20 protein-coding genes and 1 riboswitch are annotated in these 22,411 nt (G+C 42.6%); of the genes, 1 reads left to right on the forward strand and 19 read right to left on the reverse strand.

From position 1 onward, the window contains the following. Nucleotides 1-119 precede the first annotated feature (119 nt). The 3 genes from hpdC to HNQ80_RS05950 are packed head-to-tail and all read right to left on the reverse strand — an operon-like array spanning nucleotide 120 to nucleotide 5,184. Nucleotides 120-389 carry a 4-hydroxyphenylacetate decarboxylase small subunit gene (hpdC, locus tag HNQ80_RS05940; RefSeq protein WP_184309141.1) on the reverse strand — a complete coding sequence of 90 codons (270 nt, stop codon included), beginning with the start codon at nucleotides 387-389 and terminating at the stop codon, nucleotides 120-122. Between the two features lie 3 nt (nucleotides 390-392). Continuing rightward, complete coding sequence (gene hpdB / locus HNQ80_RS05945) at nucleotides 393-3,098, reverse strand: 4-hydroxyphenylacetate decarboxylase large subunit (protein ID WP_184309143.1); 2,706 nt, start codon at nucleotides 3,096-3,098, stop codon at nucleotides 393-395. 40 nt (nucleotides 3,099-3,138) lie between these two features. Further along, entirely contained in the window at nucleotides 3,139-5,184 is a 2,046-nt protein-coding gene (locus tag HNQ80_RS05950) for a methyl-accepting chemotaxis protein (RefSeq protein WP_184309144.1), read from the reverse strand. A 158-nt stretch (nucleotides 5,185-5,342) separates the two neighbouring features. Then, nucleotides 5,343-5,429, reverse strand: a riboswitch (cyclic di-GMP riboswitch). A gap of 314 nt (nucleotides 5,430-5,743) precedes the next feature. On the opposite strand from HNQ80_RS05950, the gene HNQ80_RS05955 reads away from it, so the two are divergent. Next, nucleotides 5,744-6,463: a BON domain-containing protein gene (locus HNQ80_RS05955; RefSeq protein WP_184309146.1), complete on the forward strand. Its 720-nt coding sequence runs from the start codon at nucleotides 5,744-5,746 to the stop codon at nucleotides 6,461-6,463. A 24-nt stretch (nucleotides 6,464-6,487) separates the two neighbouring features. Here HNQ80_RS05955 and HNQ80_RS05960 read toward each other — a convergent pair whose 3' ends face one another. The 16 genes from HNQ80_RS05960 to HNQ80_RS06035 all read right to left on the reverse strand — a co-directional run bounded on the left by HNQ80_RS05960 (nucleotide 6,488) and on the right by HNQ80_RS06035 (nucleotide 22,399). Further along, on the reverse strand, nucleotides 6,488-7,942 hold the full coding sequence (locus HNQ80_RS05960; protein ID WP_184309148.1) for a LysM peptidoglycan-binding domain-containing protein: 1,455 nt from the start codon (nucleotides 7,940-7,942) through the stop codon (nucleotides 6,488-6,490). A gap of 323 nt (nucleotides 7,943-8,265) precedes the next feature. Next, entirely contained in the window at nucleotides 8,266-9,987 is a 1,722-nt protein-coding gene (gene ade / locus HNQ80_RS05965) for an adenine deaminase (RefSeq protein ID WP_207726877.1), read from the reverse strand. Further along, nucleotides 9,977-10,972, reverse strand: a complete 996-nt coding sequence (locus HNQ80_RS26230; protein ID WP_184309150.1) for a xanthine dehydrogenase family protein molybdopterin-binding subunit — start codon at nucleotides 10,970-10,972, stop codon at nucleotides 9,977-9,979. The genes ade (HNQ80_RS05965) and HNQ80_RS26230 overlap by 11 nt, the downstream gene beginning before the upstream one ends. Nucleotides 10,973-10,976: 4 nt before the next feature. Next, entirely contained in the window at nucleotides 10,977-12,233 is a 1,257-nt protein-coding gene (locus HNQ80_RS26235) for a xanthine dehydrogenase family protein molybdopterin-binding subunit (RefSeq protein WP_184309152.1), read from the reverse strand. Next, the gene (locus tag HNQ80_RS05980) at nucleotides 12,205-12,708 is read right to left on the reverse strand and encodes a (2Fe-2S)-binding protein (protein ID WP_184309154.1); all 504 of its coding nucleotides are present in this window, start codon (nucleotides 12,706-12,708) and stop codon (nucleotides 12,205-12,207) included. The genes HNQ80_RS26235 and HNQ80_RS05980 overlap by 29 nt, the downstream gene beginning before the upstream one ends. Continuing rightward, nucleotides 12,683-13,570 (reverse strand): FAD binding domain-containing protein, encoded by an 888-nt coding sequence (locus HNQ80_RS05985; RefSeq protein WP_184309156.1) that lies wholly within the window; start codon nucleotides 13,568-13,570, stop codon nucleotides 12,683-12,685. Before HNQ80_RS05985 ends, HNQ80_RS05980 begins: the two co-directional genes overlap by 26 nt. A 49-nt stretch (nucleotides 13,571-13,619) precedes the next feature. Then, entirely contained in the window at nucleotides 13,620-14,960 is a 1,341-nt protein-coding gene (locus HNQ80_RS05990) for a 5'-deoxyadenosine deaminase (RefSeq protein WP_184309158.1), read from the reverse strand. 129 nt (nucleotides 14,961-15,089) lie between these two features. Next, entirely contained in the window at nucleotides 15,090-16,412 is a 1,323-nt protein-coding gene (locus HNQ80_RS05995) for an NCS2 family permease (RefSeq protein ID WP_184309160.1), read from the reverse strand. A gap of 202 nt (nucleotides 16,413-16,614) precedes the next feature. Beyond that, nucleotides 16,615-18,429: an adenine deaminase gene (ade, locus tag HNQ80_RS06000; RefSeq protein ID WP_184309162.1), complete on the reverse strand. Its 1,815-nt coding sequence runs from the start codon at nucleotides 18,427-18,429 to the stop codon at nucleotides 16,615-16,617. Between the two features lie 21 nt (nucleotides 18,430-18,450). Beyond that, the gene (locus HNQ80_RS06005; protein ID WP_184309164.1) at nucleotides 18,451-18,741 is read right to left on the reverse strand and encodes a EutN/CcmL family microcompartment protein; all 291 of its coding nucleotides are present in this window, start codon (nucleotides 18,739-18,741) and stop codon (nucleotides 18,451-18,453) included. A gap of 47 nt (nucleotides 18,742-18,788) precedes the next feature. Continuing rightward, nucleotides 18,789-19,580 (reverse strand): hypothetical protein, encoded by a 792-nt coding sequence (locus HNQ80_RS06010; RefSeq protein ID WP_184309166.1) that lies wholly within the window; start codon nucleotides 19,578-19,580, stop codon nucleotides 18,789-18,791. A 32-nt stretch (nucleotides 19,581-19,612) separates the two neighbouring features. Then, a complete protein-coding gene (locus tag HNQ80_RS06015) occupies nucleotides 19,613-19,888 on the reverse strand; it encodes a BMC domain-containing protein (protein WP_184309168.1) in 276 nt (91 codons plus the stop codon). Between the two features lie 2 nt (nucleotides 19,889-19,890). Then, nucleotides 19,891-20,214 carry a BMC domain-containing protein gene (locus HNQ80_RS06020; RefSeq protein WP_184309170.1) on the reverse strand — a complete coding sequence of 108 codons (324 nt, stop codon included), beginning with the start codon at nucleotides 20,212-20,214 and terminating at the stop codon, nucleotides 19,891-19,893. A 170-nt stretch (nucleotides 20,215-20,384) separates the two neighbouring features. After that, the gene (locus HNQ80_RS06025; RefSeq protein WP_184309172.1) at nucleotides 20,385-20,684 is read right to left on the reverse strand and encodes a hypothetical protein; all 300 of its coding nucleotides are present in this window, start codon (nucleotides 20,682-20,684) and stop codon (nucleotides 20,385-20,387) included. Between the two features lie 17 nt (nucleotides 20,685-20,701). After that, nucleotides 20,702-20,968, reverse strand: coding sequence for a BMC domain-containing protein (locus HNQ80_RS06030; protein WP_184309174.1), 267 nt, complete (start codon nucleotides 20,966-20,968; stop codon nucleotides 20,702-20,704). Between the two features lie 75 nt (nucleotides 20,969-21,043). After that, entirely contained in the window at nucleotides 21,044-22,399 is a 1,356-nt protein-coding gene (locus tag HNQ80_RS06035; RefSeq protein WP_184309176.1) for a UbiD family decarboxylase, read from the reverse strand. Nucleotides 22,400-22,411: the final 12 nt, after the last annotated feature.

Consider the following 22,411-nt stretch of genomic DNA (forward strand, 5'->3'; position numbering starts at 1 on the left):
CCAGAAATCTGGCGAACACTGTTCGCCCCTACTATTCTGTTGTAGGGAACGACGCCCTCGTCGTTCCGAAAAAAATCATAAAACGATGGGCAAACACCCATCGTTTTATCATTCTTCTATTATTTATTGCTATGATATCCCTCACAGGTTACAGCCAACAATTCTCCATAGGTCCAGCTATTTTTCTCCAAACCTGCACACGTGCCAATTCGATCCTTGTTCTCGTCGATAAAATGGCTGCAGTTTTTACACTTTGGTATTGACACCAATTGTTCACAAGTCTCCGTATCCGTAAAAATCATGGTATTCGACTTCCTACAAATTCCTTTGGCAGCATCTACCGCCGCAAAATTTCTGCAATCGTCATGCTTCAGATTCTTCTTCTCCATATTCTACACCCCTTCGTATTCCGTTCTAGCGATTACTTCATCCTGAATTGGTCTTCCGATTTCACACCAGTATTGGGTAAACCCTGCTACCCTCACCATTAGATCCCTGTAGTTCTCAGGTTTTTGTTGGGCATCCTTTAGCACCTTAGAATCTACGATGTTGTACTGGATATGGAAGCCTCCCTTCCTCAAGTAGGCCCTCGTTAGATCCAATAGCTTTCGAGAACCTTCAAAACCAGCTACTGCACTTGGATGAATCTTCATATTCATTTGGGAGTTCTGAGACTTGGCATGATCCCAAACGGTAGCTGAGTTGAAGAGGGCATATGGACCATATTTATCGGTTCCAGGATATGCCGATACGGAACCATCAGCATAAGTAGTACCTGATAAACGTCCATCTGGTGAAGCAAGGGTTGCTCTTCCTTGGGCGCCATGGGTAGATACGGAAATCTGACATGGATACATCTTCTTTCCAAAGAGAGATTCAAAGTCATGGGTCATTTCGCAGAACCAATCTTCATACGCCTTTAAAATACTGTCTGCATAAGGATCATCATTCCCATATTTCGGTGCCTTTACACAATCGTTGTATATGTCGTCAAACGCTGTCGTTCCCTCTAATTTTACTTGATCCTTCATGGAATAACTGCCTGTTTCCTCCGCATTTTGGAATCCAAAATTATTCAGCATAGCCTCTTTTAAGGCTTCTAAGGTATATTTCTTTTCTTCATAGACCAGCTTTTTGATGGCAGCCAGCGAGTTCACCATGTTGGCTGTTCCGCAGCTCTCAATATTGTAGGTAGCATTATAGCGATATCCCATGTTGCCGATATGCAGTCCCTTATCCAGACAATCTGGCTTCATGAAGGAATTGATCACAGACATGTTATTTTTACGCCATACGTCGTGCTGAATATTATTTGTCTTTGCCAAACAGTCACAAGTAATGCGGTAATAGTCTTGGAAAGTCTCCCACAACTCCTCATAGGATTTCAATGCCTTATTATGGGGTGGATACACCTGAATGTTCGTTCTATGATCATAACCATTGGTTAAAACCAACTCCAGTATTTTTGGATTGGCGATAAAGTGTACCCCTACACTGGTTGGCTGTCCTGCCCCTCCTGGTATACTGTAGGTTTTGCCATTTAGGGTCAATTCCTTCCAGCAGCACGGAGAAGTTTCAAGACAGCCTCCAATAGCAATAGACCTTGCTTCTTTTAAATCCATCCCCTCTTCACCGTATTGGCCCATGAGGAATTGAACACCGATCTGATTGTTCATCCATGCTGGATAACCTACCCCTGTTTTGTTACACTCAATACCCTTCAGTAAGAATTCCTCTGGCAGCTTTTCATCGTATAAAATGGATAAAGTCGGCTGAGTGGATTCACATGTCATACCTGCTTCGAGAATCAACATCTCCAATCGATTGGCAGCGCTGTTTCCTTCCTTTGTCAAACCACCTAAACTCAGATTGTTAAAGGTATTTCCTGAAAGAACACCTCCTACGACCCCAGTGGAAGCAAAACAGTCGATACAAGTCATTTTTACACGGTAGAGCTCTAATAATTCTAAGACTTCCTCTTCTGTTATCTTACCAGCCTCCATATCCTGTTCAAACCAAGGATATAGCACCTGACCTACCCTTCCTGGGGATAGTCCAGAAATGGCATCCTCATTCAGCACAGCAATATGTAAAGTATAGATCATTTGCAGCGCTTCTCTAAAAGTTCTAGGCTGATGATGGGCAATCCATTTCAGACAGTCGGCAATCTCTTCATATTCTTTCTTTTGTTTATCTTCTTCCGTTTCTTTTGATAGTCTTTCTGCTTCCTTGGCATAGTTCAATATCCAATTCTGCATCCCTTCCACCACAAGCTTCACAGCTTCATAGAAATACAGTCGATCCATACCAGTAATGCCATCGCCTCCAGCATTTCCAGCCACTGCTTGCTTACATTCCTCCGCCATCTCTATGATCTGATCAAAACCATACTGCAAAGGATAATAATAGTTAATGACTTCTCTTCCCTGGGGTAATGTGTAGCCAGAATCAAACATACAGATTAATGTCTTCATGATATTTTCTTTAATTTGATAATTCGGCACCATCTGCTCATATTTATGTCCAAGGTCTTCCACCGATTTACCTACCCATTCTCTGGAAAGCTTCGTCAGCACAGGAATCTCTTCCTGTCTCATACCAAATTTCCCTGCGATGGAGACAACTTTACCAAAGCTTTGGGTAACATTTCCTCCTCCAGTACCAAATTTACTCAACTCATCAGCACTGGCACTTCCTCTGTTCAAAGCTTCTTGATATAGTTCGTCTTCCTTTGCTACGAAGAAACCCTCTGAAAGCCAAGGCATTGGGAAAGAACCACGATAGTAGTTTGTTTTCTGCATCACCAATTTTTCTTTAGGATAAATGGTAGGTGTCAAGTGGGAAAAGGCACATTTCAATGCCTCCGCCCTCCGGATCACGGAGATTTCTCCATCCAATTCATTCCATTTTCTCGTATACCAGTAAGGAAATTCTACATTGGAAGTGGACAACGTATCGTAGTAGATATCTCTTAGATATTTCGTCCGCTCCTTTGGTTCCTTTTTTACCTCTCTTTGCGTCATGCCACCTTCTTTGTGATTTTTTCCTGGCAACCCCTTCTGCGAAAGAATTTCCATTATTTTTTCGCCATTTCTCATTTTATGTCCCCCTTTTGTTGCTTACATGCATTTATTTTTACTAGATGCGGAATTTCTTCACCATTTCATTCAGCTGCTCTGCACTTCTAGTATTTTCATCGAACATTTCTTTGATTTCCGCTGTCTTATCCACTAGCCCCCCGATGTTCTCACTGATATTGGTCGTTCCTGATGCTCCTTCGTTGACAGAAATAGCAATTTCACTAATGGTAGTAGCAATCTGATCCACCATGCTATTGATATCCTGAGATGCTCGATCAAATTCTCCCATCACCATCGATATTTTCTGAGCATCTGCATTGTACTGTTCTCCTGTTTTTAACAGGAATTCATAGTTGTTTTGTACATCCTTGTCTACAAAAGACAGCAAACTATTGGAACTATTTGTTAGATCCCTCACAGCCAGGGTTACTTGTTCTATGATCCCCTTGATATTTACAGCAGTTTTCGAAGACTCTTCTGCAAGCTTTCTTACCTCTTCAGCCACAACCGCAAAACCTTTTCCTGCATCTCCTGCCCGAGCAGCCTCAATGGCAGCATTCAATGCCAGAAGATTGGTTTGTTCTGATATGGCCATGATAGCCCCTGTCAACTCTTCTATTTTTTCAACTACTTTTGATTTCTCAATAGCAGCCTCTAAATCATATTTTGTTGTATTCAATATCTTCTCTGTATTCTCCTTCAATTTTACAGCAGTTTCTTTTAATTCCTCTGCCCGTTTGTTCATCTCTACGGTATCTTTTGTACTCTCCTGAGATTTCTTCGCCATGATGGATATCGCTGCGCTCACTTCCTCTGTTGAAGCAGTAATCTCCTGGGTTGATGCTGCAGATTCCTCCATTCCGGCTGAAATTTCTTCAATCGTAGCTGAGATATTCTCTACTACCCCTTGAAGTTCATGGAAGGCCATCCCTGTCTTTTCAGAGGTTTCCTTAGCTGCCGTCCCCTGTTGCACCACATTGGCAATAATTTCTTTTAAGCTGCCTATCATTATTTGAAAACTGGTGTTTAATTTTCCAATCTCATCCCTTGACTTGATGTTCTCAATCTTGACGCTCAAGTTCCCCTTTGCCACATCATCCACATGAAGAGATAATTTTTTCAATGGATTGGCCAAGGATTTGCTCACGAAGTAGGCCACAGCGCTTGCCCCCACCAAGCATAATGCAACGATCAGCAGTAGGTCACGGCGAATTGCATTGATAGGTGCTTGATAATCATTGACGCTAATCGCTGTTGCGATAAACCATCCCTTTTCTCCATGCTGGGTAAAGGCAACCAGCTTTTCTACCCCGTCCATCGTATATATTGTAGCGCCATCTTTCTGGCTTTTCATTTCTGCAAAAGCTTTTTGAAGGGTTTCCTCACCCTGTGCAAAATCAAATTTAAAAACGTTTTCTTTGTTTTCATGGGCAATGACCAAGCCATCCTTATTTAATATGTAATAGTTGAATTTTTCCCCTTCATTTCGCTGAATTAGCATTTCTGTGATCTTATTGAATTCCATGGCCATATTAAATACTCCGATTAATTGGTTGTTTTCATCGAAGACGGGCGTTCCCAGAACCAATACAGGTCTTCCCGATACGGGTGAGAGGATAACATCATCAAAGCACTGCTTTTTTGTTGAAAGAACTTCCTTATAATAGTTATAGCTATTGATATCCACACCAACAGAGACCCCACCAATTCCGTCAGCAGTAATCAGCCCCGCATTGTCTACGAAAAAGATGTTTTCAAACATACCTTCGCTCTGATCGAATATTGCTTTCAGGTAACTTCCCAATAAGGCCCTGTGGTTTTCAATCTCCCCTGGATTCGCATTTCCGCTCTGTATATCCTTTAACAGATCTATGGCTTCCAAGTCTTTTGATAAGATAAAGGACTCTTCCTTTACATTCTTTAATAGTTGATCCAATAGTTTCTTTTTTTCAGTAGCTAAAGTCTGCATCGAACTTGCCGACTGCGTATCTAAAGCATTGGTAAACTTGTTCAGTCCCATATAATTGGAGATAGAAAGTGGAATAATGACTAGTGCTAGGAAAAAAATAATCAATTTAGAAAAAATATTGAAATTTCTTTTCATGTATATTCGCTCCTTTTGATATATTAGAGTAAAGCATCGTTTCTCTTTTTCTTAAGCTCTTGTCACTACCCTCCTCCGCTTGATTGACATTAAATAAAGGCACCTGAATTTCAGGTGCCTTTGAATATCCCCATATAAACAAAAGCGGATATCGCTTCCTCGGCAACCTGGCAATCATAGAAGTAGACTTCCTTAGACCCATGGCTTTGCGTCCTTATCTTTCAATAAGTTTGCCTTTTATCGACACTAATGGTTCTCTTTTTAAAAAAATTTTAATATCATTTAAATAACAAATTTACCAAACTATTGTAACACATACAATAATAGTTTAACATTCCGTGAAACTATTGTCAATTTTCTTCGAATTTTGTCAAATGCGATTACATATTTCCATTTTTTCATCCCATGTATTTTCATAAACCCAAAAGTGAGCAATTGTATCTGAAAGCAAGCTTATCATTCAAAAAAATATATAGTATTTGATCATCCGTAGGATGATTACATGTTTCTTCTTTATTTGTGGAAAAATACTTTAAAGACCAAGAAAGGGTGAAATGGAATGGATGAGAAAAGGAAAAACAAAATAAAAAATGATAAGCTTCCTGGGAAGGACGATTTAATCGTTGACTTGGCAAAAGATCAGCTAGAAGAAAAAATGCAAGCCAGCGCCATGGATATCAATCTGTTTTGTAAGGATGGTTATGTTCACATGTATGGCATGGTAGACGTCCTTGCTGAAAAGAAAATGGCTGAAAGTGTTGTAAAGTCCATAGATGGTGTAAGAAAGATCGAAAATAAGATTACCGTTGCCATGGACAGCAATATCACTGATAAACATATGGAAAAAGAAGTGCTCAATCGTCTCATGAATGGCCAGCGCAGTGAGGATCTGGTCGGTGTAAGCGTGAAGGTAGAAGATGGGGTAGCAAACCTTATCGGTAACACAAAAACTCTGATGGACGCCCATACCGCCATGTCCGTTGCTTCGGAAGTCCGAGGTATTAAGGATGTGGTCAATAATATCGAAGTTTCTGATGATGTTGCCTATGATGATGCCACATTGAATAGTCGCGTCACTCAGGCACTTAGCACCACCGCCTTAAACTACCCTGACATTATTCATACGGTGGTTCACGGACGCGTAACCTTGAATGGTTTTGTAAACAGCCGTCATGAGATGGAAATGGCCAAAGAAATTGCCATGGGGGTAGAAGGTGTTCGAAAAGTTGTCAATCGTCTCAAAGTAAGAAGGGAAAATGAAGATAAAGAAGAGATTTAAGCGATTGCTTAAATCTCTTCTTTGTTATAATTTCTTAATATCGAAGAGCTGGCTCAACATGTACCAGGTGGCAGGGAAGGGCAGATTGAGAATCCAATAGAAAGCACCCATTAATTGATACTCCTTTAGCAGCTGATATTTATAGTAGTGACTTAGAGCATCCTCAAACCATACCATATGGGTCTTTCCTTGGCTGTCTACATAGTTTAGATAGGGCTGTTTCACATCGTTGTCAAATCCAATACTACCACCATAGGTTCTTGCTATATCCCATACCATAGGAAGAGTTACAGTTCTTGCTAAGTTTTCGGGGGTATCAGGCAGCTCCCAGTCATAGCCGTAAAGGGTCAACCCTAACTGAATTTTATTTCTAGGGATATTGTTATTCAATGCGTAGTCCAAGGCTCGCTTCACATATTCTAAAGGTGCCGTGGCCCTGGGTGGACCGGATTGCCATCCCCATTCATAGGTCATGATGGCAGCTATATCGATCATTGGTCCTAGGGCATTATAATCAAAGAAGCCCACCCATTCCCTTTCAGCCCATTCTTCCCACTTGGCAGGCATATTCAAGATCAGGATCTTATTATTTCTATGCAAGGTATCGGAAAGAATACGAATGAAATCGGTGAATATTCCACGATCTTCTGGATATAAGTTTTCTATGTCAATAATGATTCCTATAAGATTATACTGCTGTAACAGTGCCATAATATTGTTTATTAAATTGGAGCGAAGGGTCTCACTAGATAATACAGTTCTTCCCAATTCACTGCTAAAATTTCCACGAACAATGTTGGTTAAAACAGGTAACACCGCAACATTTTTGTTTCTGGCTGCCTCCAGGATCTCATTATCGATGGTGCCTATCACTTCTCCGGTCTCCGTAAAAGGAAATTCGAAGATGCCAAGATAGGTAAGATAATCCCCCAATACATTGATAATATATGTCTTATCTTGTACAGCCGTAGGGTTATAATAGCCTAATATCTCCACGGTTGTCTTTTCCGCAGCAGGGGTTTCTCTCTGTACGCTGACAAGTAAACGTTGACCAGGATAAAGGATATAGGGGTAAGACAAATTATTCCATACAATAAGATTGTTTATAGAAGTATTAAATCTTTGGGCAATACTCCATAGATAATCACCAGCTTTTACAATATATACCTCCCCTTGAACGGGTATTTGGATCCTTTGTCCAACGGTCAAAGGATATGGAGGACGTATGTTGTTGATACGAGCAATTTCCAGATAGTCCACTCCAAATCGCTGGCCAATAGCCCAGAGGGTATCACCAGGTCTTACGGTAAAATCCATGATATTTATTTTTTCATCTGTAGGTATGACAAGATTCATACCGATAATTAGACTTTGCTGCGGATTTATTCCATTGACCCAGGTAATGGCCTCTATGGATACACCAAATCTTTGGGCAATTTTCCATAGGCTATCACCTGACTGTACAGTATAAATCTCCATTCCATCCCCTCCACATTTCTTAGGCTTATACCTAAGACATTTTCCCTATTGTATTCTATTTTAAAATGTCCTTGATATGACTGTTTTCCACCAAAAAAAGGAAAATACCCTGACCCATCATGATGGGTCAGGGTATTTTATGCCCTATTATATCCTCAATTGTTGAAAATAAATATAAGTTCGATGCCGTAGAGGCGCCCATTGGGCGTCAGAGAATAGTTCATTGTCAACAAAAACGGACGTGAAATGCACGCCCCTACGATTATAACACATCGTTCATTTATTACGTCATCGCTGTAGAATCCTTCAATGGATTCCCTTCTTTACTCCTGTACACTCAGATTCATAAAATTGAAGGTCTCCACATCAAACAATCCCATATCTGTCAATTTGATGGACGGAATCACAGGCAAGGCTAAAAATGATAGTGTCATGAATGGATCTACATTTTTATTGACCCCTAGGCTGCGGGCAACCTCCATCATCTCTTTCAATTGAATGTCTACAGTCTCAATGGTCTGATCAGAAATTAGGCCAGCAATGGGCAAAGACAATGTCTTCAGTACCTTTCCTTCTGAGCAGATTGTAATGCCTCCGCCGCATCTTTCAATCTCTTCAATGGCGGCCATGATATCATCATCATTGTCACCAATGACCACGAGATTATGGGAATCATGGGCCACAGTAGACGCGATGGCACCGTTTTTCAGTTTGAAATCCTCTACTAGGGCCAAACCTATATTTCCTGTTCCCCTATGACGTTCGATCACAGCCATCTTTAAAATATCCAAGCGATTGTGGAATTTAAATTTTCCATCCTCTGTTTCAATTTTCCGCACAACCTTTTCCGTCAACAGGCTATGGGGTAAGATCTTAATGACATTGGCAATATCCGACGCCATATGAATTTCCAATTTTTCTCTATTTACCTTGCTGATATTGACGGTATTCAATACGGCAGGATTTTGATGGGCCTCTACCTGGAACAGTGCCTTCCCATTTCGGGCCACCAGTTTCCCCTCTTTGTATACCTCTACCACATTGAACTGCTGCAAATCTTCTACCACAATCAAATCCGCTTTGTACCCCGGCGCGATGGCGCCCATCCCCTTGAGGCCATAGCATTCCGCTGCATTTAACGTGGCAAGTCTTATGGCTGAAATAGGATGGAATCCATTTTTTATGGCCGTTCGTATATTGTTATCGATATGTCCGTGTACCAAAATATCCTCAGGATGACGGTCATCTGTACAAAACAAGCATCTTCTTAAATTTTCCTTTGTAACGCCCCGAATTAATTCTTCCAGGTTCCTTGCCGCGGAGCCCTCTCGGATTTGTATATACATACCCAGTCGCAAACGATCTTTCATTTCCTCTAACGTTGAACACTCATGCTCCGTTTTTGTACCTGCCATGACATAGGCATTGAGGGCCTGATCAGCGATGGCAGGTCCATGTCCATCGATGAGCTTGTTCCCTGCAATTTGAATTTTATCTAATACCATCTGCTCACCATTGATAACAGCTGGATAATCCATCAATTCTCCCAGTCCCAATACCCTTGGGTGACCCATAAGTTCTTTCAACTTTTCGGCATCCAGTACAGCACCAGAGTTTTCAAAAGATGTGGCGGGGACGCATGAAGGTAGCATGATAAATACGTTCAATGGAAGTTCCTGACTCTCCTCTAATATATATCGAATGCCTTCCAATCCACAAACATTGGCAATTTCATGGGGATCTGCAATAATGGTGGTGGTTCCTCTAGGCACGATGGCCCTGGCAAATTGACCTGGCGTCACCATGGAGGATTCGATATGGACATGCCCATCGATTAAACCTGGCGCCACATACCTTCCCATCAAATCTATTTCTTCTTCCCCTTCGTAGCTTCCGATTCCTACAATCGTTTCCCCTGAGATGGCAATATCTCCTTGAAAAACTTCCTCGGTAAATACATTAATAATCTGACAGTTTTTCAACACCAAAGGCGCTTTTTTTCTCCCCGCAGCCATATCAATCCTGTCTTTTAAATCATGTATCATGTTTTTCCTCCTTTTGAGCCTCTTTTATAGCTATTAATACCCTCTCTGGGGTTACGGGAATCTCATAAAACCGGATACCAATGGCATCATAAATTGCATTCAAGATGGCAGGTGCAGCAGGAATCATGACAGGTTCTCCAATCCCTTTGGCACCAAAGGGCCCTGTGGATGAGAGATCTTCGATGATAAATTTCTCCAGCTCTGGCACATCCAATGCAGTGGGAATCAAATAATTGGCAAATCGACTATGCCTAATTTCTCCATTGGACAAACCTAGATCTTCCATCAAACCATACCCCAATCCCATGGCAAAACCTCCATCGATTTGTCCTTCGATGAGTTCTGGATTAATGGCCTTTCCCACATCTTGAGCACAGACGCCCCTAATCACTTGAATCTCTCCTGTTTCTGTATCTACCTCAACCTCTACGCCATAACAGCAGAAGGTATAAGGCCAATAGGGTGCCCCTTCCCCTGTCTCCTCATCCATCTTCACCGTTTGGGCTGTAAAGGTTTCTTCCACAAGAAGGGTCCCTTCTCCTGCTAGATCCTTAAAGTGTACTCTTTTCTTCGGATAATCCTTCAAATAAATCCAGTGATCCTCTAGCGCTAAATCATGGATTGAATTGAGTTGGAGATGCTTTTGGGCCCGTTCAACCAACATTTGCCGTAGGGATTCTGCTGCCTTTTTTACAGCATTCCCTGAATTATAGGTCTGTCGGCTGGCGGCAGCTGTCCCCGCATCCGGTGTTTGCGAAGTATCTTCGCAAACGAAGTGGATGTCATAGGTCTCTACGCCCAATATTTCGGCAGCCATTTGGCAAAAGATCGTTTTTGCGCCCTGACCAACCTCTGTTGCACCAATATAGATGATAATGCTTCCATCCTTGCTTACCTCTGCCCTGGCTGTGGATACATCGGGAAATCCGTTGCCGTAGCCCGTCCCATAGTGGACAGATGCAATACCCCGTCCTCTCTTTTTCATCCAATCACCTCAATTCCTGAAACATGCGATCCCTCACAGTCTCAATGCACTGGGCAAGGGGTACGCTTTCGTGAAGAATCTGTCCATTGGCCGTTTCACTGCCTACACGGAGGCAATTCATCAATCTGAATTGTATCGGATCCATTCCCAATTCCCTCGCAAGGATATCCATCTGCTGCTCTGACCCGATGGGTGTTTGCGTGGCACCGAACCCTCGCATGGCGCCACAGAAGGGATTATTGGTGTAAACAGCATAACTATCTACCTTCACATGGGGAATCTCATAGGGCCCTGGCGCATGGACGCCCGCCTTCCGCATAACATTGATGGCCCAGGATGCATAGGCTCCTGTGTCTCCTACGAGGATAGCTTCCATAGCCAAAAGCTTTCCATCCTTCGTAGCACCTGTCTTATATTTCATGTTGATAGGATGTCGTTTGGAATGGGCATAAAAGGACTCTTCTCGTCCATAGACCACCTTCACCGGTTTCCCTGTCAGATATGCAGCAAGGGCCAAATGAATTTGCATGGTAATGTCTTCTCGTCCTCCAAACGCACCACCCACAGCCGGGTTGATAATTTTCACCTTTTCTGTAGAGAGACCCAAGGCCTCTGCCACTTCCAATTGATCAAAATGGGGATACTGGGTTGCTGCCAATACCACTACATTTCCGGCATCATCCATATGGGCAATCCCAGCCTCGGGTTGTAAAAATGCATGGTCCACCATGGAGGTTTTGTACTCTCGTTCCACAATCACATGGCACATTTTAAACGCCTCATCTACATTCCCTTTCCTACACTTGTAGTGATACACGATGTTGCTGTCCCCATGGACTTTAGGCGCCTTTTCATCCATAGCTTCTACAGGATCAAACACGCCAGGAATTTCTTTATAAATCACTTTTATCTTTCCAAGGGCTTCCTTTGCAATTTTTTCACTGGTGCCAATAACAAAGGCCATAGGGTCTCCAATCCGTCTCACCTTTTCCCTGCAAAACACATCATGATCTTTAAACAGGACCCCATGATGGTTATGTCCTGTCACATCTTTTGCAGTTAAAATTCTTATGACCCCTGGCACTCTTGCTGCTTCCTCTGTATCAATTTCTATGAAAGCATGGGGTTTTGTAGATCGAAGAGTTGCACCATACAGCATCCCCTCCATGAAAATATCCTGAGGATATAAGGCAGTCCCCTTGACCTTTGCCTTCCCATCTATTCTAAGAATTCTATGCCCTACCACTTGAAGAGGTTTCATCTTTCTGCCCCTCCTTTATATAAGATGATGCCAATACAATGGCATCAATAATCTTATTATACCCTGTACAACGGCATAAATTTCCTGAGATTCCCTCTCGGATCTGCTGACGATCAGGATCTTGACTCTCATCCAACAAAGCTTTCGCTGACAATACCATTCCAGGCGTACAAAAGCCACACTGTACTGCCCCCACATCTAAAAACGCCTGTTGTATAGGATGAAGCTCCCCATCTTTTGAGATACCTTCGATGGTGGTAATCCTGCTGCCATCGGCTTGAAAGGCCATCACCAAGCAAGAATTCACTGTTTTTCCATCCATAATAATGGTGCAGGCACCACATTCTCCTTCACCGCAGCCTTCCTTGGTGCCTGTTAGCATCAGCTTTTCTCGAAGCAGATCGATGAGCCGTAAGTCTTCCTCTACCTCTACATGATATTCTTGATTGTTAACCATTAAATGAATAGAAATCATGGGATTTTGCCTCCTTCGCTGCCCTTTTTAACGCCTTGTCGAATAATCCTTGTATTGCTTCACATTTAAAAGCTGCTGAACGCCTGCTACCAAGCCGTAGTCTTGCAATATGGGAGAGTTCCTGAATACCCATTTCTATCAATGGCTCATCAAGCGTCTCCCCCATGAGAAGACGCTCAATTCCCTCTTCCCGCTGGGGATAACGTCCCATGGCTCCCGTGGCAATCCTAACCTCTCTGATTTTATCTCCTTCTTCAAGGGAGATAAAGACAGCGCAGGACAATCTGGCAATAGCCAATGCCCTTCGCAAACCTAGTTTTTCAAAGGAAATAGATTCACCCTTCTGAGGTTTTCTAAATCTTATAGTGTGCAATAATTCATCGGCTTCTAAGGCAATCTTCCCCTTATCCATATAAAGGTCCTTCAATGCTGTGGTCCTCGTCTTTTTGCTGCTTTTTATCGTTACTTGGGCATCCAAGGCCAAAAGGGGTGGTACCGAATCTGCCGCTGGAGAACCGTTGCATATATTCCCTCCGATGGTTCCTGCATTTCTGATCTGGGGAGAACCAACGGATTTGCACGCTTCCCACAATCCTTTGCATATGGCCTTCATTTCCTGATGATTTACAATATCTGAAAATCGCGTCCCTGCCCCTATGGAAATCTCTTGCTCTCCGATCTCGATAAAACGAAGCTCCTTTAGATGTGAAATATCGATTAAGGTATTCTTCCCGTATTGGTGGTGCCTGATCTCAATCATTAGATCCGTACCTCCCGCAATCAACTGTCCATTATTTCCCTGTTGGCTTAATACCTCCAAGGCCTCCCCCAGAGTTGATGGTCTAATACATTTTGTAATCATCACATCCTCATTCCCTTCCTATTCAAAGATTCCCACAATATACAAGCCTTTATGAAATCCCTGCCCTCTCCATCTGCTGTAAAATAACTCGATTTACATCTTTTCTGATACTTTTTTCATCCATTGTGGTAAGTATTCGATCCTTCAAGACGATCCTGCCATCAATAATCGTTGTTCTTACATCTTGAGCTATGGCTGAATATACCAGCTGAGATACGATATCTACACCATCATTGGGCGCCGTATGGATATCACCTAAATCCAAGATTGCCAGATCCGCTTTCTTTCCTTCCTCAATACTGCCGATTTCATGTTCTAATCCCATGGCCTTGGCACCTCCCAGGGTTGCCAGCTCAAATACTTTGTGGGCAGGCATCACCGTTGGCTGGAACAATCTCGCTTTTTGGATAAGTGCTGCGCTCCGCATTTCTTTAAACATATCCAAATTGTTATTACAAGGAGCACCATCTGCTCCAATGGATATATTTGCACCCATGTCCAGCAGTTCCGGTATTTTAGCAATTCCTGAAGCTAATTTTAGGTTAGAATTTGGGCAGTGGGCGATCTTTGTCCCTGTAGCTGCCAATATTTTCATTTCCTCATCATCTAGCCATATACAGTGGGCAAGAATAAGGTTCTCACCTGTTAACCCTAATTTATGCAAATAGATAATGTTCCTCATACCTCGATCCTTTTCCACCAAGGCGATCTCTCCTTGGTTTTCCGATGCATGGGTATGAATCATAACACCATACTCCCGTGCCAAATCACGAACCCTCAACAGCAACTCCTCGGTACAGGAAACTACAAATCTTGGTGCAAAAGCATACTGAATTCTGCCATTATCCTTTCCGTGCCAAGCCTTCAATAGTCTCTCACTCTCTCTTATAGAATGATCTGTGCTCTCCATTAGACTAGCAGGGACACCTTTTCCATAGTCCATCATGCATTTTCCGATATGAGCTCTCATGCCAGATGAAAGCAATGCTTCTAGGGCAGCTTCTGTGTGATTTACCGTCTCCATATCGATGATGGCTGTGGTTCCGCCCTTTATCAATTCTGCTATGCCCAGCTTTGCAGAAACATGATTGGATTCTTCTGTATGGCTGCCCTCCAAAGGCCATATTTTTTTCTTCAACCAATCCATAAGCTCCAAATCATCGGCCTGCCCTCTGAATAAGGTCTGTGTCAAGTGCACATGGGTCTGAATCAACCCCGGTATCACAACCATTCCATGGGCATCTATCCGCTCATCAGCTTCTATCTCCATATGTTCTCCTATGGCTTCGATTCGATCCCCCCGAATGAAAATATCCGCTTCTTTGATTTCTCTTCCTTTGTTCATGGTAACCACTGTACCATTTTGAATAAGTAGCGTTTTTGCCGTCATCTTACTTCCTCCCCCTTTTGTCCATATAGCGATCTATCATAAATGGATCCCATCTATCCATACATCATAGATCTCCATATTATATTGTTCCCCTATCCCTTGACTGGGATAGGGGAACTGAATAACCTATTACATCACAAACTTTGCAATAAATAATATCGCTAAAATGTACATTGGCAACGAAAGATCCTTCGTTCTGCCGGTTAAGACCTTAAGGAAGACATATGCTAAGATACCGAAAACAATTCCTTCTGCGATACTGTAAGTTAAAGGCATCATGATAATCGTCAAAAATGCTGGGATAGCTTCTGTATAGTCATTCAGATTGATCTTCATAACTGGTGACATCATAAATAATCCTACAAGAATAAGAGCAGGTGCTGTTGCTGCACTGGGTACAATGGTCAATAATGGAGAGAAAAGCAGCGCGATGAGGAACAATATACCAGTTGTTAAAGAGGTTAATCCTGTGCGTCCGCCTTCTGCAACGCCAGCAGCACTCTCTACATAGGTCGTTACGGTGCTTGTTCCTATGAGGGAACCAAAGGTAGTTCCCAATGCATCTGCCAGGAGAGCCTTCTTTGCCCTTGGCAGTTTCCCGTTTTTGTCCAGCATATCCGCCTTGGATGAAACCCCAACCAGCGTACCAACTGTATCAAAGATATCTACAAATAAAAATGTAAACATAACCACAAACATATCTAGACTCAATAACTTACTAAAATCCAACTGAAATGCGATTGGAGATAAGGATGGTGGCGCACTGATCAAACCTGCCGGTGCTTGGGTAACACCTAACGGAATACCTATAATCGTTGTAGCAATAATACCGATTAATAAGGCGCCTTTCACATTCTTTGCTAACAGAATTCCCGTGATCACAATACCAATGAGCGCTAACAATGCAGCAGGGCTTGTTACATCGCCTAAGGTTACTTTCGTTGCCTCATTGGCTGCAACGATTCCTGCATTGGATAATCCGATGAAAGCGATAAAGAGACCAATACCTACACTCACTGCATTTTTCAATGTCATCGGCATACAATCGATAATAGCTTCCCGGACATTGAAGAATGAAAGCAAAATAAAAACAATCCCTTCAAGAAAAACTGCGGTTAATGCAAACTGCCATGAATATTTCATTCCGAGGACCACTGTAAATGCAAAAAATGCATTTAATCCCATACCAGGTGCCAATGCAAAAGGATAGTTCGCATAAAATGCCATGATTAAAGTTGCAAAAGCGGATGCTAAACATGTAGCTGTAAATAAAGCGCCCTTATCCATACCTGTGGCACTTAAAATGTCAGGATTTACAATGATAATATAGGCCATCGTCATAAATGTTGTAATCCCGGCCATCACTTCTGTTTTTACATTTGTCTTGTGTTCATTGAGTTTAAAGGTTCTTTGTAGAAAACCCTGTGGCTCAGTTTTTGCATGTGTACTCATTCCTTGACCCCCTTTAATATTTTAATTTTTTTGGAATGAACGCTGCCTCTGTTTCCCTCCTCTCTTTTCAATATTTGCCTATGCTGTCTAGGGGAATTGAGAATAGGCCCTTCATATGCTGTCAGAGTAAATATCATTCACCAATGGATTCTACGATATATATCCATCAGTAAATGCTAAACCCATTGCATAAAACCAACTATTATTGCTTCACTGCCGGTAAAACAGTAAAATTATTCACATCAATCAATCCCTTGTCCGTAATCTTCCATTTGGGGCTCGTGGATAAAGCCAGGAAAGACAGATGCATGAAAGGTGCATGGACTTTTCCACCCAGTTCGCTTTTTACAGAATGCTCTAAGGCGGCTATTTTCTCACTTACCTCATGACCAGACAATTCATCGGTAATTAAGCCACCTACTGGGAGCCTCATGTCATTCATCACGCGACCATTCTTTGTAACGGCAATCCCTCCACCCATCTCAATGACATGATTCACAGCTGCAGTCATATCTTTTAAATTCGTTCCAACCACGATGATATTATGGGTATCATGGGCTACGCTTTCTGCAAAGGCCCCTGTTTTCAGTCCAAAACCTTGTACAAAGGCCTTTCCAATATTTCCATTCCTGCCATACCTTTCTACACAAGCAATGTACAAAATATCTCGATGGATATCTGGCTGTACCAATCCTTTTTGTACGTTCAATTCAAACTCTAGGCATTCAGATAGATTTTGATCAGGGATCAGCTCGATACAGCGTATGGTAGCCTTTGTACCATCTGCTTCAATGGCTAAATCCTCTTCAGATATGGGCTTTCGTTTCACTGACTGTTTTACAGCATCTGGATAAGTATACTGAGGAATATCCAAAAGCAGTTTCCCTTGTATAGCCGCTAATCTTCCCTCCAAAAAGACACCTTCAACAGTCATATTGGTAAGATCATTAATGATGACAATATCGGCCAGCTTTGCTGGTGCCAAACAACCCCTATCCTCAAGGCCAAAATAAGTGGCAGGATTGATGGTTACCATTTGTATGACTTCGATGGGGTCTACACCCTGGGCGATGGTCCTTCTTACAATTTCGTTCATATGTCCAAGCTTTTCCAAATCTTCTGCCACCATATCATCGGTGGCTAAGATACACCTTCTTGACTCCAATCCTTCTTCTGTGACAGCTCGGATGCATTCTGCCATATTCTTTTGGGTGGAGCCTTCCCGCATAAATACGTAAACGCCTTGCCGCAGTTTCTCAACGCACTCTTCTTTTGTGGTGGTTTCATGGCAAGAGCATTTTCCGCCCGTGGCAATGATGTGGGCGGCCAATTCATTGCCAAAGAGTTCTGGGGCATTGCCATCTACGATTTTCCCGATACTGCGGGCATAGATCGTGGATGCCACCAGATCCGTTATGATTTCCGGTGTATTTCTATATACATGTCTGGCATTGCTAAATCCTTGTAGTTCTCCAATTCCAATAACATTTGGGTAGTTTAGTATTTCTTCCATGTCCTTTGATGTAATATCATATCCAGCTGTCTCCAAGCTTGGACAATCAGGCGTTAGGGCGGGTACCACCAAATGCACATGGTTAGGTACTACACTGGCTTCCTCCGCCATAGCCTTCATTCCTATAGGCCCTAGGGCATTTCCGATTTCATGAGGATCTGCCACCAATGTAGTGGTACCTGAAGGAATGGAGAGTCTGGAGAACTCCGTAATGGTTAACATGCTGCTTTCAAAATGCATATGGGAGTCTATAAATCCTGGAGAGATGTACTTTCCAGCTACATCGATCACTGTTGTATCACTGCCGATCAAATCCGATGCATCTCCCACCATCAAAATGTATTTTCCCTTTATGGCCACATCTCCCATATAGGACTCTCTCGTTAAAACATTGATCACATTGCCCCCTCGCAATACGATATCCGCAAATATCTTATCCCCCATCAATACATCAATAAGCTCTCTATATTCAATGGCTTTTTTTATTCCCAAAGCACTAAACATCTATCCCCCTCCTTATTTCATCTATCTCCTTTTTTTCAGCAGCTCTTCGTAAACATCAATATTATCTATAATGCCAATGATGGCTGCATCAATGGGAGATTGGGGTTTGTCTGCAGCGTATCGCGCTGCCGTACCCTCAGTGAAGATAACTAGTTCTCCAATTCCAGCGCCTACCGTGTCCACAGCGATGACTGCATCCCCTTCAGGATTTCCCTCCAAATCTAATCCTTGGGTAATCATCAGCTTGTGGCCTGTTAATCGTTCATCTTTCCTCGTAGCTACAACTGTTCCAATAATTCTTCCAATTTTCATGGTCCTTCTCCTTCCCTACCAAAACAAACTATGCTGCTTCCTGGAAACTAGGTTCGAATCAACTTGATCTTTTTCGCCTTAGCCGTATCCTTTGCCAGTGGCGTTACAATACTATCTTTCGAAATAGAAATACGATCTACTTTTCCCACTACATCCAAGACATCTTTTTCCGTAATGACCTGTTTCCCCTCAAATTTAGGTATTTGATTTGGAGGTTCAGCGCCAGAAGACATCTCTGTAGAAGAATAAGCGATGATTTCCTTCATATAACCCTGGTCCCCTACCAATCGAATACCTAATTCTTTTAGGAATGCAATATTATCCTCTACAATTTTAACCAAGGCTGGGTTCATACTTTGTTTTCCATTTAGCAGCCTCATATTCTGGCCATCTGTCCATACAGGTTTTCCATCCCATAGGGCTTTCCATAGCAGTCTAGACTCTATGGAATCCTGGATGCCTTGCCTTAGCTTGGCTGCAACATTTTGGGTAGGTGTAGGCATCAAAAGCATATCCATCTCTTCCATCAGGTCCATCAGTTGATCCTGGTGCTCCTCTGTAATAATCTCCTGAGGATAGACTCCTTTCTGAAAAAGCGCTATGCCCACATTTCTTTCTATGTCTCTAGACAGGACAATCGTTAATTGATATCCGTATCTTTTGATCTTTTTTAGCTCAAGCAGGATCTGATCCAGGGGTTCATCATAACCTGTAAAAAGAACACAAACTTTCTTTTTTCGGAGAACAAACGGAGTATCCTGCCCATTTTTCTTACTTTCTTCTACATGTATGCGATTGGTTATATCCGTAAGTATCTCCTTCACAAGAGGACGGCTCATGCTTTAAACACCCCTTTATATCGATACATATCCTATTCTGACTTTAGGATTACCCTCTCAACTTCCGTATGGGGCCTTGGGATCACGTGGACTGAATGAAGCTCTCCTACACTTCTGGCGGCTTCAGCCCCTGCATCAGTGGCGGCCTTTACTGCACCTACATCTCCTCTTACCATCACGGTTACCAAACCGAATCCAATTTTCTCATAACCTACCAATGTTACATTCGCTGCCTTCACCATGGCATCAGCTGCTTCTATAGCACCTACTAGACCTTTGGTTTCAATCATGCCTAATGCTTGACTCATATTTATTCCTCCTTCTCATCCTTTTTCTTTAAATTCTGTTCAAATCTTTTTATCAATTCATCCACTTCCTCATGGGGCCGTGGGATGACTCTGGCAGCTAAAACCTTGCCCACACGCTCACCAGCCATGGCGCCTGCGCTCACTGCAGCCTGTACTGCAGCCACATCCCCCACAATTTGTACCGTTACACTGATTGACTTTCCAGCGCCGATTACCTTTTCATATCCTACCAGGGTTACATCGGCCGTCTTACAAGCCGCATCTAAGGCCGTAATAGCTGTGGAAAGGCCAATGGTTTCTATTAGTCCCAAAGCTGCACCTCTCATTTTACACCTCCGCCCGTATCACAAATGTAAGTACAACAAATTCCTAAAGTAATTCCCTGTCATCCTGAGCAATAGCGAAGGATCTGTATTTAATCTTTGAGATTCTTCGCTACGCTCAGAATGACAACACGGAGCTTTGTTGCTTAAACAATTCAATCCCCTAATAATGACTATTTCCTAGAAAGTTGGTTTCCAAATTCCTCTAAACTCACCATCACTTTATGTTGCTTATATGTTTCTGGTTGGATCATTTTTTTCTCCTTACCATGATGTTCAAGATATTCATTCCACTTCAATGGTTTTACCATTCCAACGTTTCCTTTTGATGCTTTGTTTTTTTGGATTACCTCTTTCAACAATTCTTCTTCTCTGTGGCTGAGTTTTCCACAATTCTCTGAAAGCCGCTCAGATCTAGGCTCCAGCCTTTCCGAAATATTGCCTAGGATTGATTTTGCCAATGGATTTGCCATATGAACACCCCATCATTCTATCCAAGGATCTTTTCCACTTCATCATGGGGTCTTGCAATCACGTTGGTGGAAATCACTTCTGCAAGATGACCTGCTGAAGCGATGGCACTGTCAACAGCTGCCTTCACCGCTGCCACTTCTCCCTCAATGATGACGGAAACAATCCCCGAACCCACAAAGTTAAAATCTACAATTTTCACACTAGCAGACTTTACCATAGCATCTGCTGCCTGGATGGCTGCCAGCATACTTCTAACTTCAAATATCCCTAAGGCTTGTTTCATCCTCATTAACCACCTTTTTTATATGGTATAGAAATCTAAAGACTACTATAGTCTTTGGGTAGTCTAAATACTGTATTACAAACTCAGATTTGGAAAATATCTATCGATGTCAACTTTCTCAAACTGTGGAATGATGGCCCGATGAAATCTAGCGCCCTCTTCACCTAGAGGCTTTGTGGCATCTATCCCCATTTTATCCGTTACCCCTTGTATATGGTGGGAAGGATCTAATCCAGATCCTAAAGCACCTGGAATGATTGTTACATCCCGGGAGGCTTGCACCCTTGTGGCCAGGGCTAATTCCACTTCATCTTTGTCAAAGATATCCATATCATCATCTACGACCACCACATGCTTTACATCCTTGCTGCTGCTTAACGCTCCAATCACAGCACTTTTTCCATCACCCTCAAATTTTTTATGGATCGACACCACTGCATGGAATCTGCACCCCCCAGCGACAGTCACGTTTACATCCTTTACATCCACCAGCCTCTTTATATCGCTGAACATCTCTACCTCACGGATCAACCCATTGGACAAATGCTCTTCTCGACATGGGAAAGCTGTTTGGAAGATAGGACTGTTTCGATGCATCACCGTCTTCACTTCTATGATGGGATGACTTCCCTTTGGCCCATAATAGCCCATCAGTTCTCCAAATGGTCCCTCAGGCTCCCTTTTGTTGGGAGGCATTATTCCCTCAAATACATACTCGGCATGGGCAGGCACTTCCAAATCTACACTGTGACATTTCACCAATCCCAATGGTTCACCTCGAAGGGCGCTATCTATTTCATATTTGTCGATTCCATAGGTTTCGCTGCTGACCTGGGAGGCCAATAGCAATGAATAATCATATCCAAGAACAATCGCTACCTCTAAAGGCTTATTTAGTTTTTCCAGTTCTTCAAACTGCCTGGTAAGCAATGGCGATGCAATCAAGGCACTCATCCTGTTACCACCGTTTATCTGAAACCGTCTTACAGAAATATATCTTTTCCCATTCTCTGGATCTTTTACGACCATCAACCCAGCTGTGATAAAACTTGAAGAATCCTTTTCATGAAAAGTAGGAATTGGCAACATGCTCGGAAGATTGATATTTTTTGTGATAATATTTTCCATTACAGGGCCATTTTTCAGCAGCTTTGTGGGCTTTGGATTGGCAATGGCGTTGGCAATCCTTCCGATTCTCTCTTCACGGGTCAAATCCAGCATTTCATAATAAATGCTTCTATTTCCGAATAGCCCTCCAACCACAGGTATTTTGCTGCCCTTCACCTTTTTAAACAGAATAGGCTTTTCATTTTTAAAATACTTCAGCACTGCACCCATTTCAAATTTAGGGTCCACAGCTGCATTGCATACCATCAAATGCCCTCGCTTCTCCAATTCCTCCAGGCTGGCCCTAAGCATCTGTTTCTCCATCTCCTACCTCCT

Origin of the sequence: Anaerosolibacter carboniphilus, from assembly GCF_014205875.1 — a bacterium.
GTDB classification, from domain to species: domain Bacteria; phylum Bacillota; class Clostridia; order Peptostreptococcales; family Thermotaleaceae; genus Anaerosolibacter; species Anaerosolibacter carboniphilus.

What these genes read in the sequence shown, in the direction of transcription:
- hpdC (WP_184309141.1), bottom strand. Translation starts at nt 389, where the DNA reads ATGGAGAAGAAGAATCTGAAGCATGACGATTGCAGAAATTTTGCGGCG.
- hpdB (WP_184309143.1), bottom strand. Translation starts at nt 3,098, where the DNA reads ATGAGAAATGGCGAAAAAATAATGGAAATTCTTTCGCAGAAGGGGTTG.
- HNQ80_RS05950 (WP_184309144.1), bottom strand. Translation starts at nt 5,184, where the DNA reads ATGAAAAGAAATTTCAATATTTTTTCTAAATTGATTATTTTTTTCCTA.
- HNQ80_RS05955 (WP_184309146.1), top strand. Translation starts at nt 5,744, where the DNA reads ATGGATGAGAAAAGGAAAAACAAAATAAAAAATGATAAGCTTCCTGGG.
- HNQ80_RS05960 (WP_184309148.1), bottom strand. Translation starts at nt 7,942, where the DNA reads ATGGAGATTTATACTGTACAGTCAGGTGATAGCCTATGGAAAATTGCC.
- ade (WP_207726877.1), bottom strand. Translation starts at nt 9,987, where the DNA reads ATGATACATGATTTAAAAGACAGGATTGATATGGCTGCGGGGAGAAAA.
- HNQ80_RS26230 (WP_184309150.1), bottom strand. Translation starts at nt 10,972, where the DNA reads ATGAAAAAGAGAGGACGGGGTATTGCATCTGTCCACTATGGGACGGGC.
- HNQ80_RS26235 (WP_184309152.1), bottom strand. Translation starts at nt 12,233, where the DNA reads ATGAAACCTCTTCAAGTGGTAGGGCATAGAATTCTTAGAATAGATGGG.
- HNQ80_RS05980 (WP_184309154.1), bottom strand. Translation starts at nt 12,708, where the DNA reads ATGATTTCTATTCATTTAATGGTTAACAATCAAGAATATCATGTAGAG.
- HNQ80_RS05985 (WP_184309156.1), bottom strand. Translation starts at nt 13,570, where the DNA reads ATGATTACAAAATGTATTAGACCATCAACTCTGGGGGAGGCCTTGGAG.
- HNQ80_RS05990 (WP_184309158.1), bottom strand. Translation starts at nt 14,960, where the DNA reads ATGACGGCAAAAACGCTACTTATTCAAAATGGTACAGTGGTTACCATG.
- HNQ80_RS05995 (WP_184309160.1), bottom strand. Translation starts at nt 16,412, where the DNA reads ATGAGTACACATGCAAAAACTGAGCCACAGGGTTTTCTACAAAGAACC.
- ade (WP_184309162.1), bottom strand. Translation starts at nt 18,429, where the DNA reads ATGTTTAGTGCTTTGGGAATAAAAAAAGCCATTGAATATAGAGAGCTT.
- HNQ80_RS06005 (WP_184309164.1), bottom strand. Translation starts at nt 18,741, where the DNA reads ATGAAAATTGGAAGAATTATTGGAACAGTTGTAGCTACGAGGAAAGAT.
- HNQ80_RS06010 (WP_184309166.1), bottom strand. Translation starts at nt 19,580, where the DNA reads ATGAGCCGTCCTCTTGTGAAGGAGATACTTACGGATATAACCAATCGC.
- HNQ80_RS06015 (WP_184309168.1), bottom strand. Translation starts at nt 19,888, where the DNA reads ATGAGTCAAGCATTAGGCATGATTGAAACCAAAGGTCTAGTAGGTGCT.
- HNQ80_RS06020 (WP_184309170.1), bottom strand. Translation starts at nt 20,214, where the DNA reads ATGAGAGGTGCAGCTTTGGGACTAATAGAAACCATTGGCCTTTCCACA.
- HNQ80_RS06025 (WP_184309172.1), bottom strand. Translation starts at nt 20,684, where the DNA reads ATGGCAAATCCATTGGCAAAATCAATCCTAGGCAATATTTCGGAAAGG.
- HNQ80_RS06030 (WP_184309174.1), bottom strand. Translation starts at nt 20,968, where the DNA reads ATGAAACAAGCCTTAGGGATATTTGAAGTTAGAAGTATGCTGGCAGCC.
- HNQ80_RS06035 (WP_184309176.1), bottom strand. Translation starts at nt 22,399, where the DNA reads ATGGAGAAACAGATGCTTAGGGCCAGCCTGGAGGAATTGGAGAAGCGA.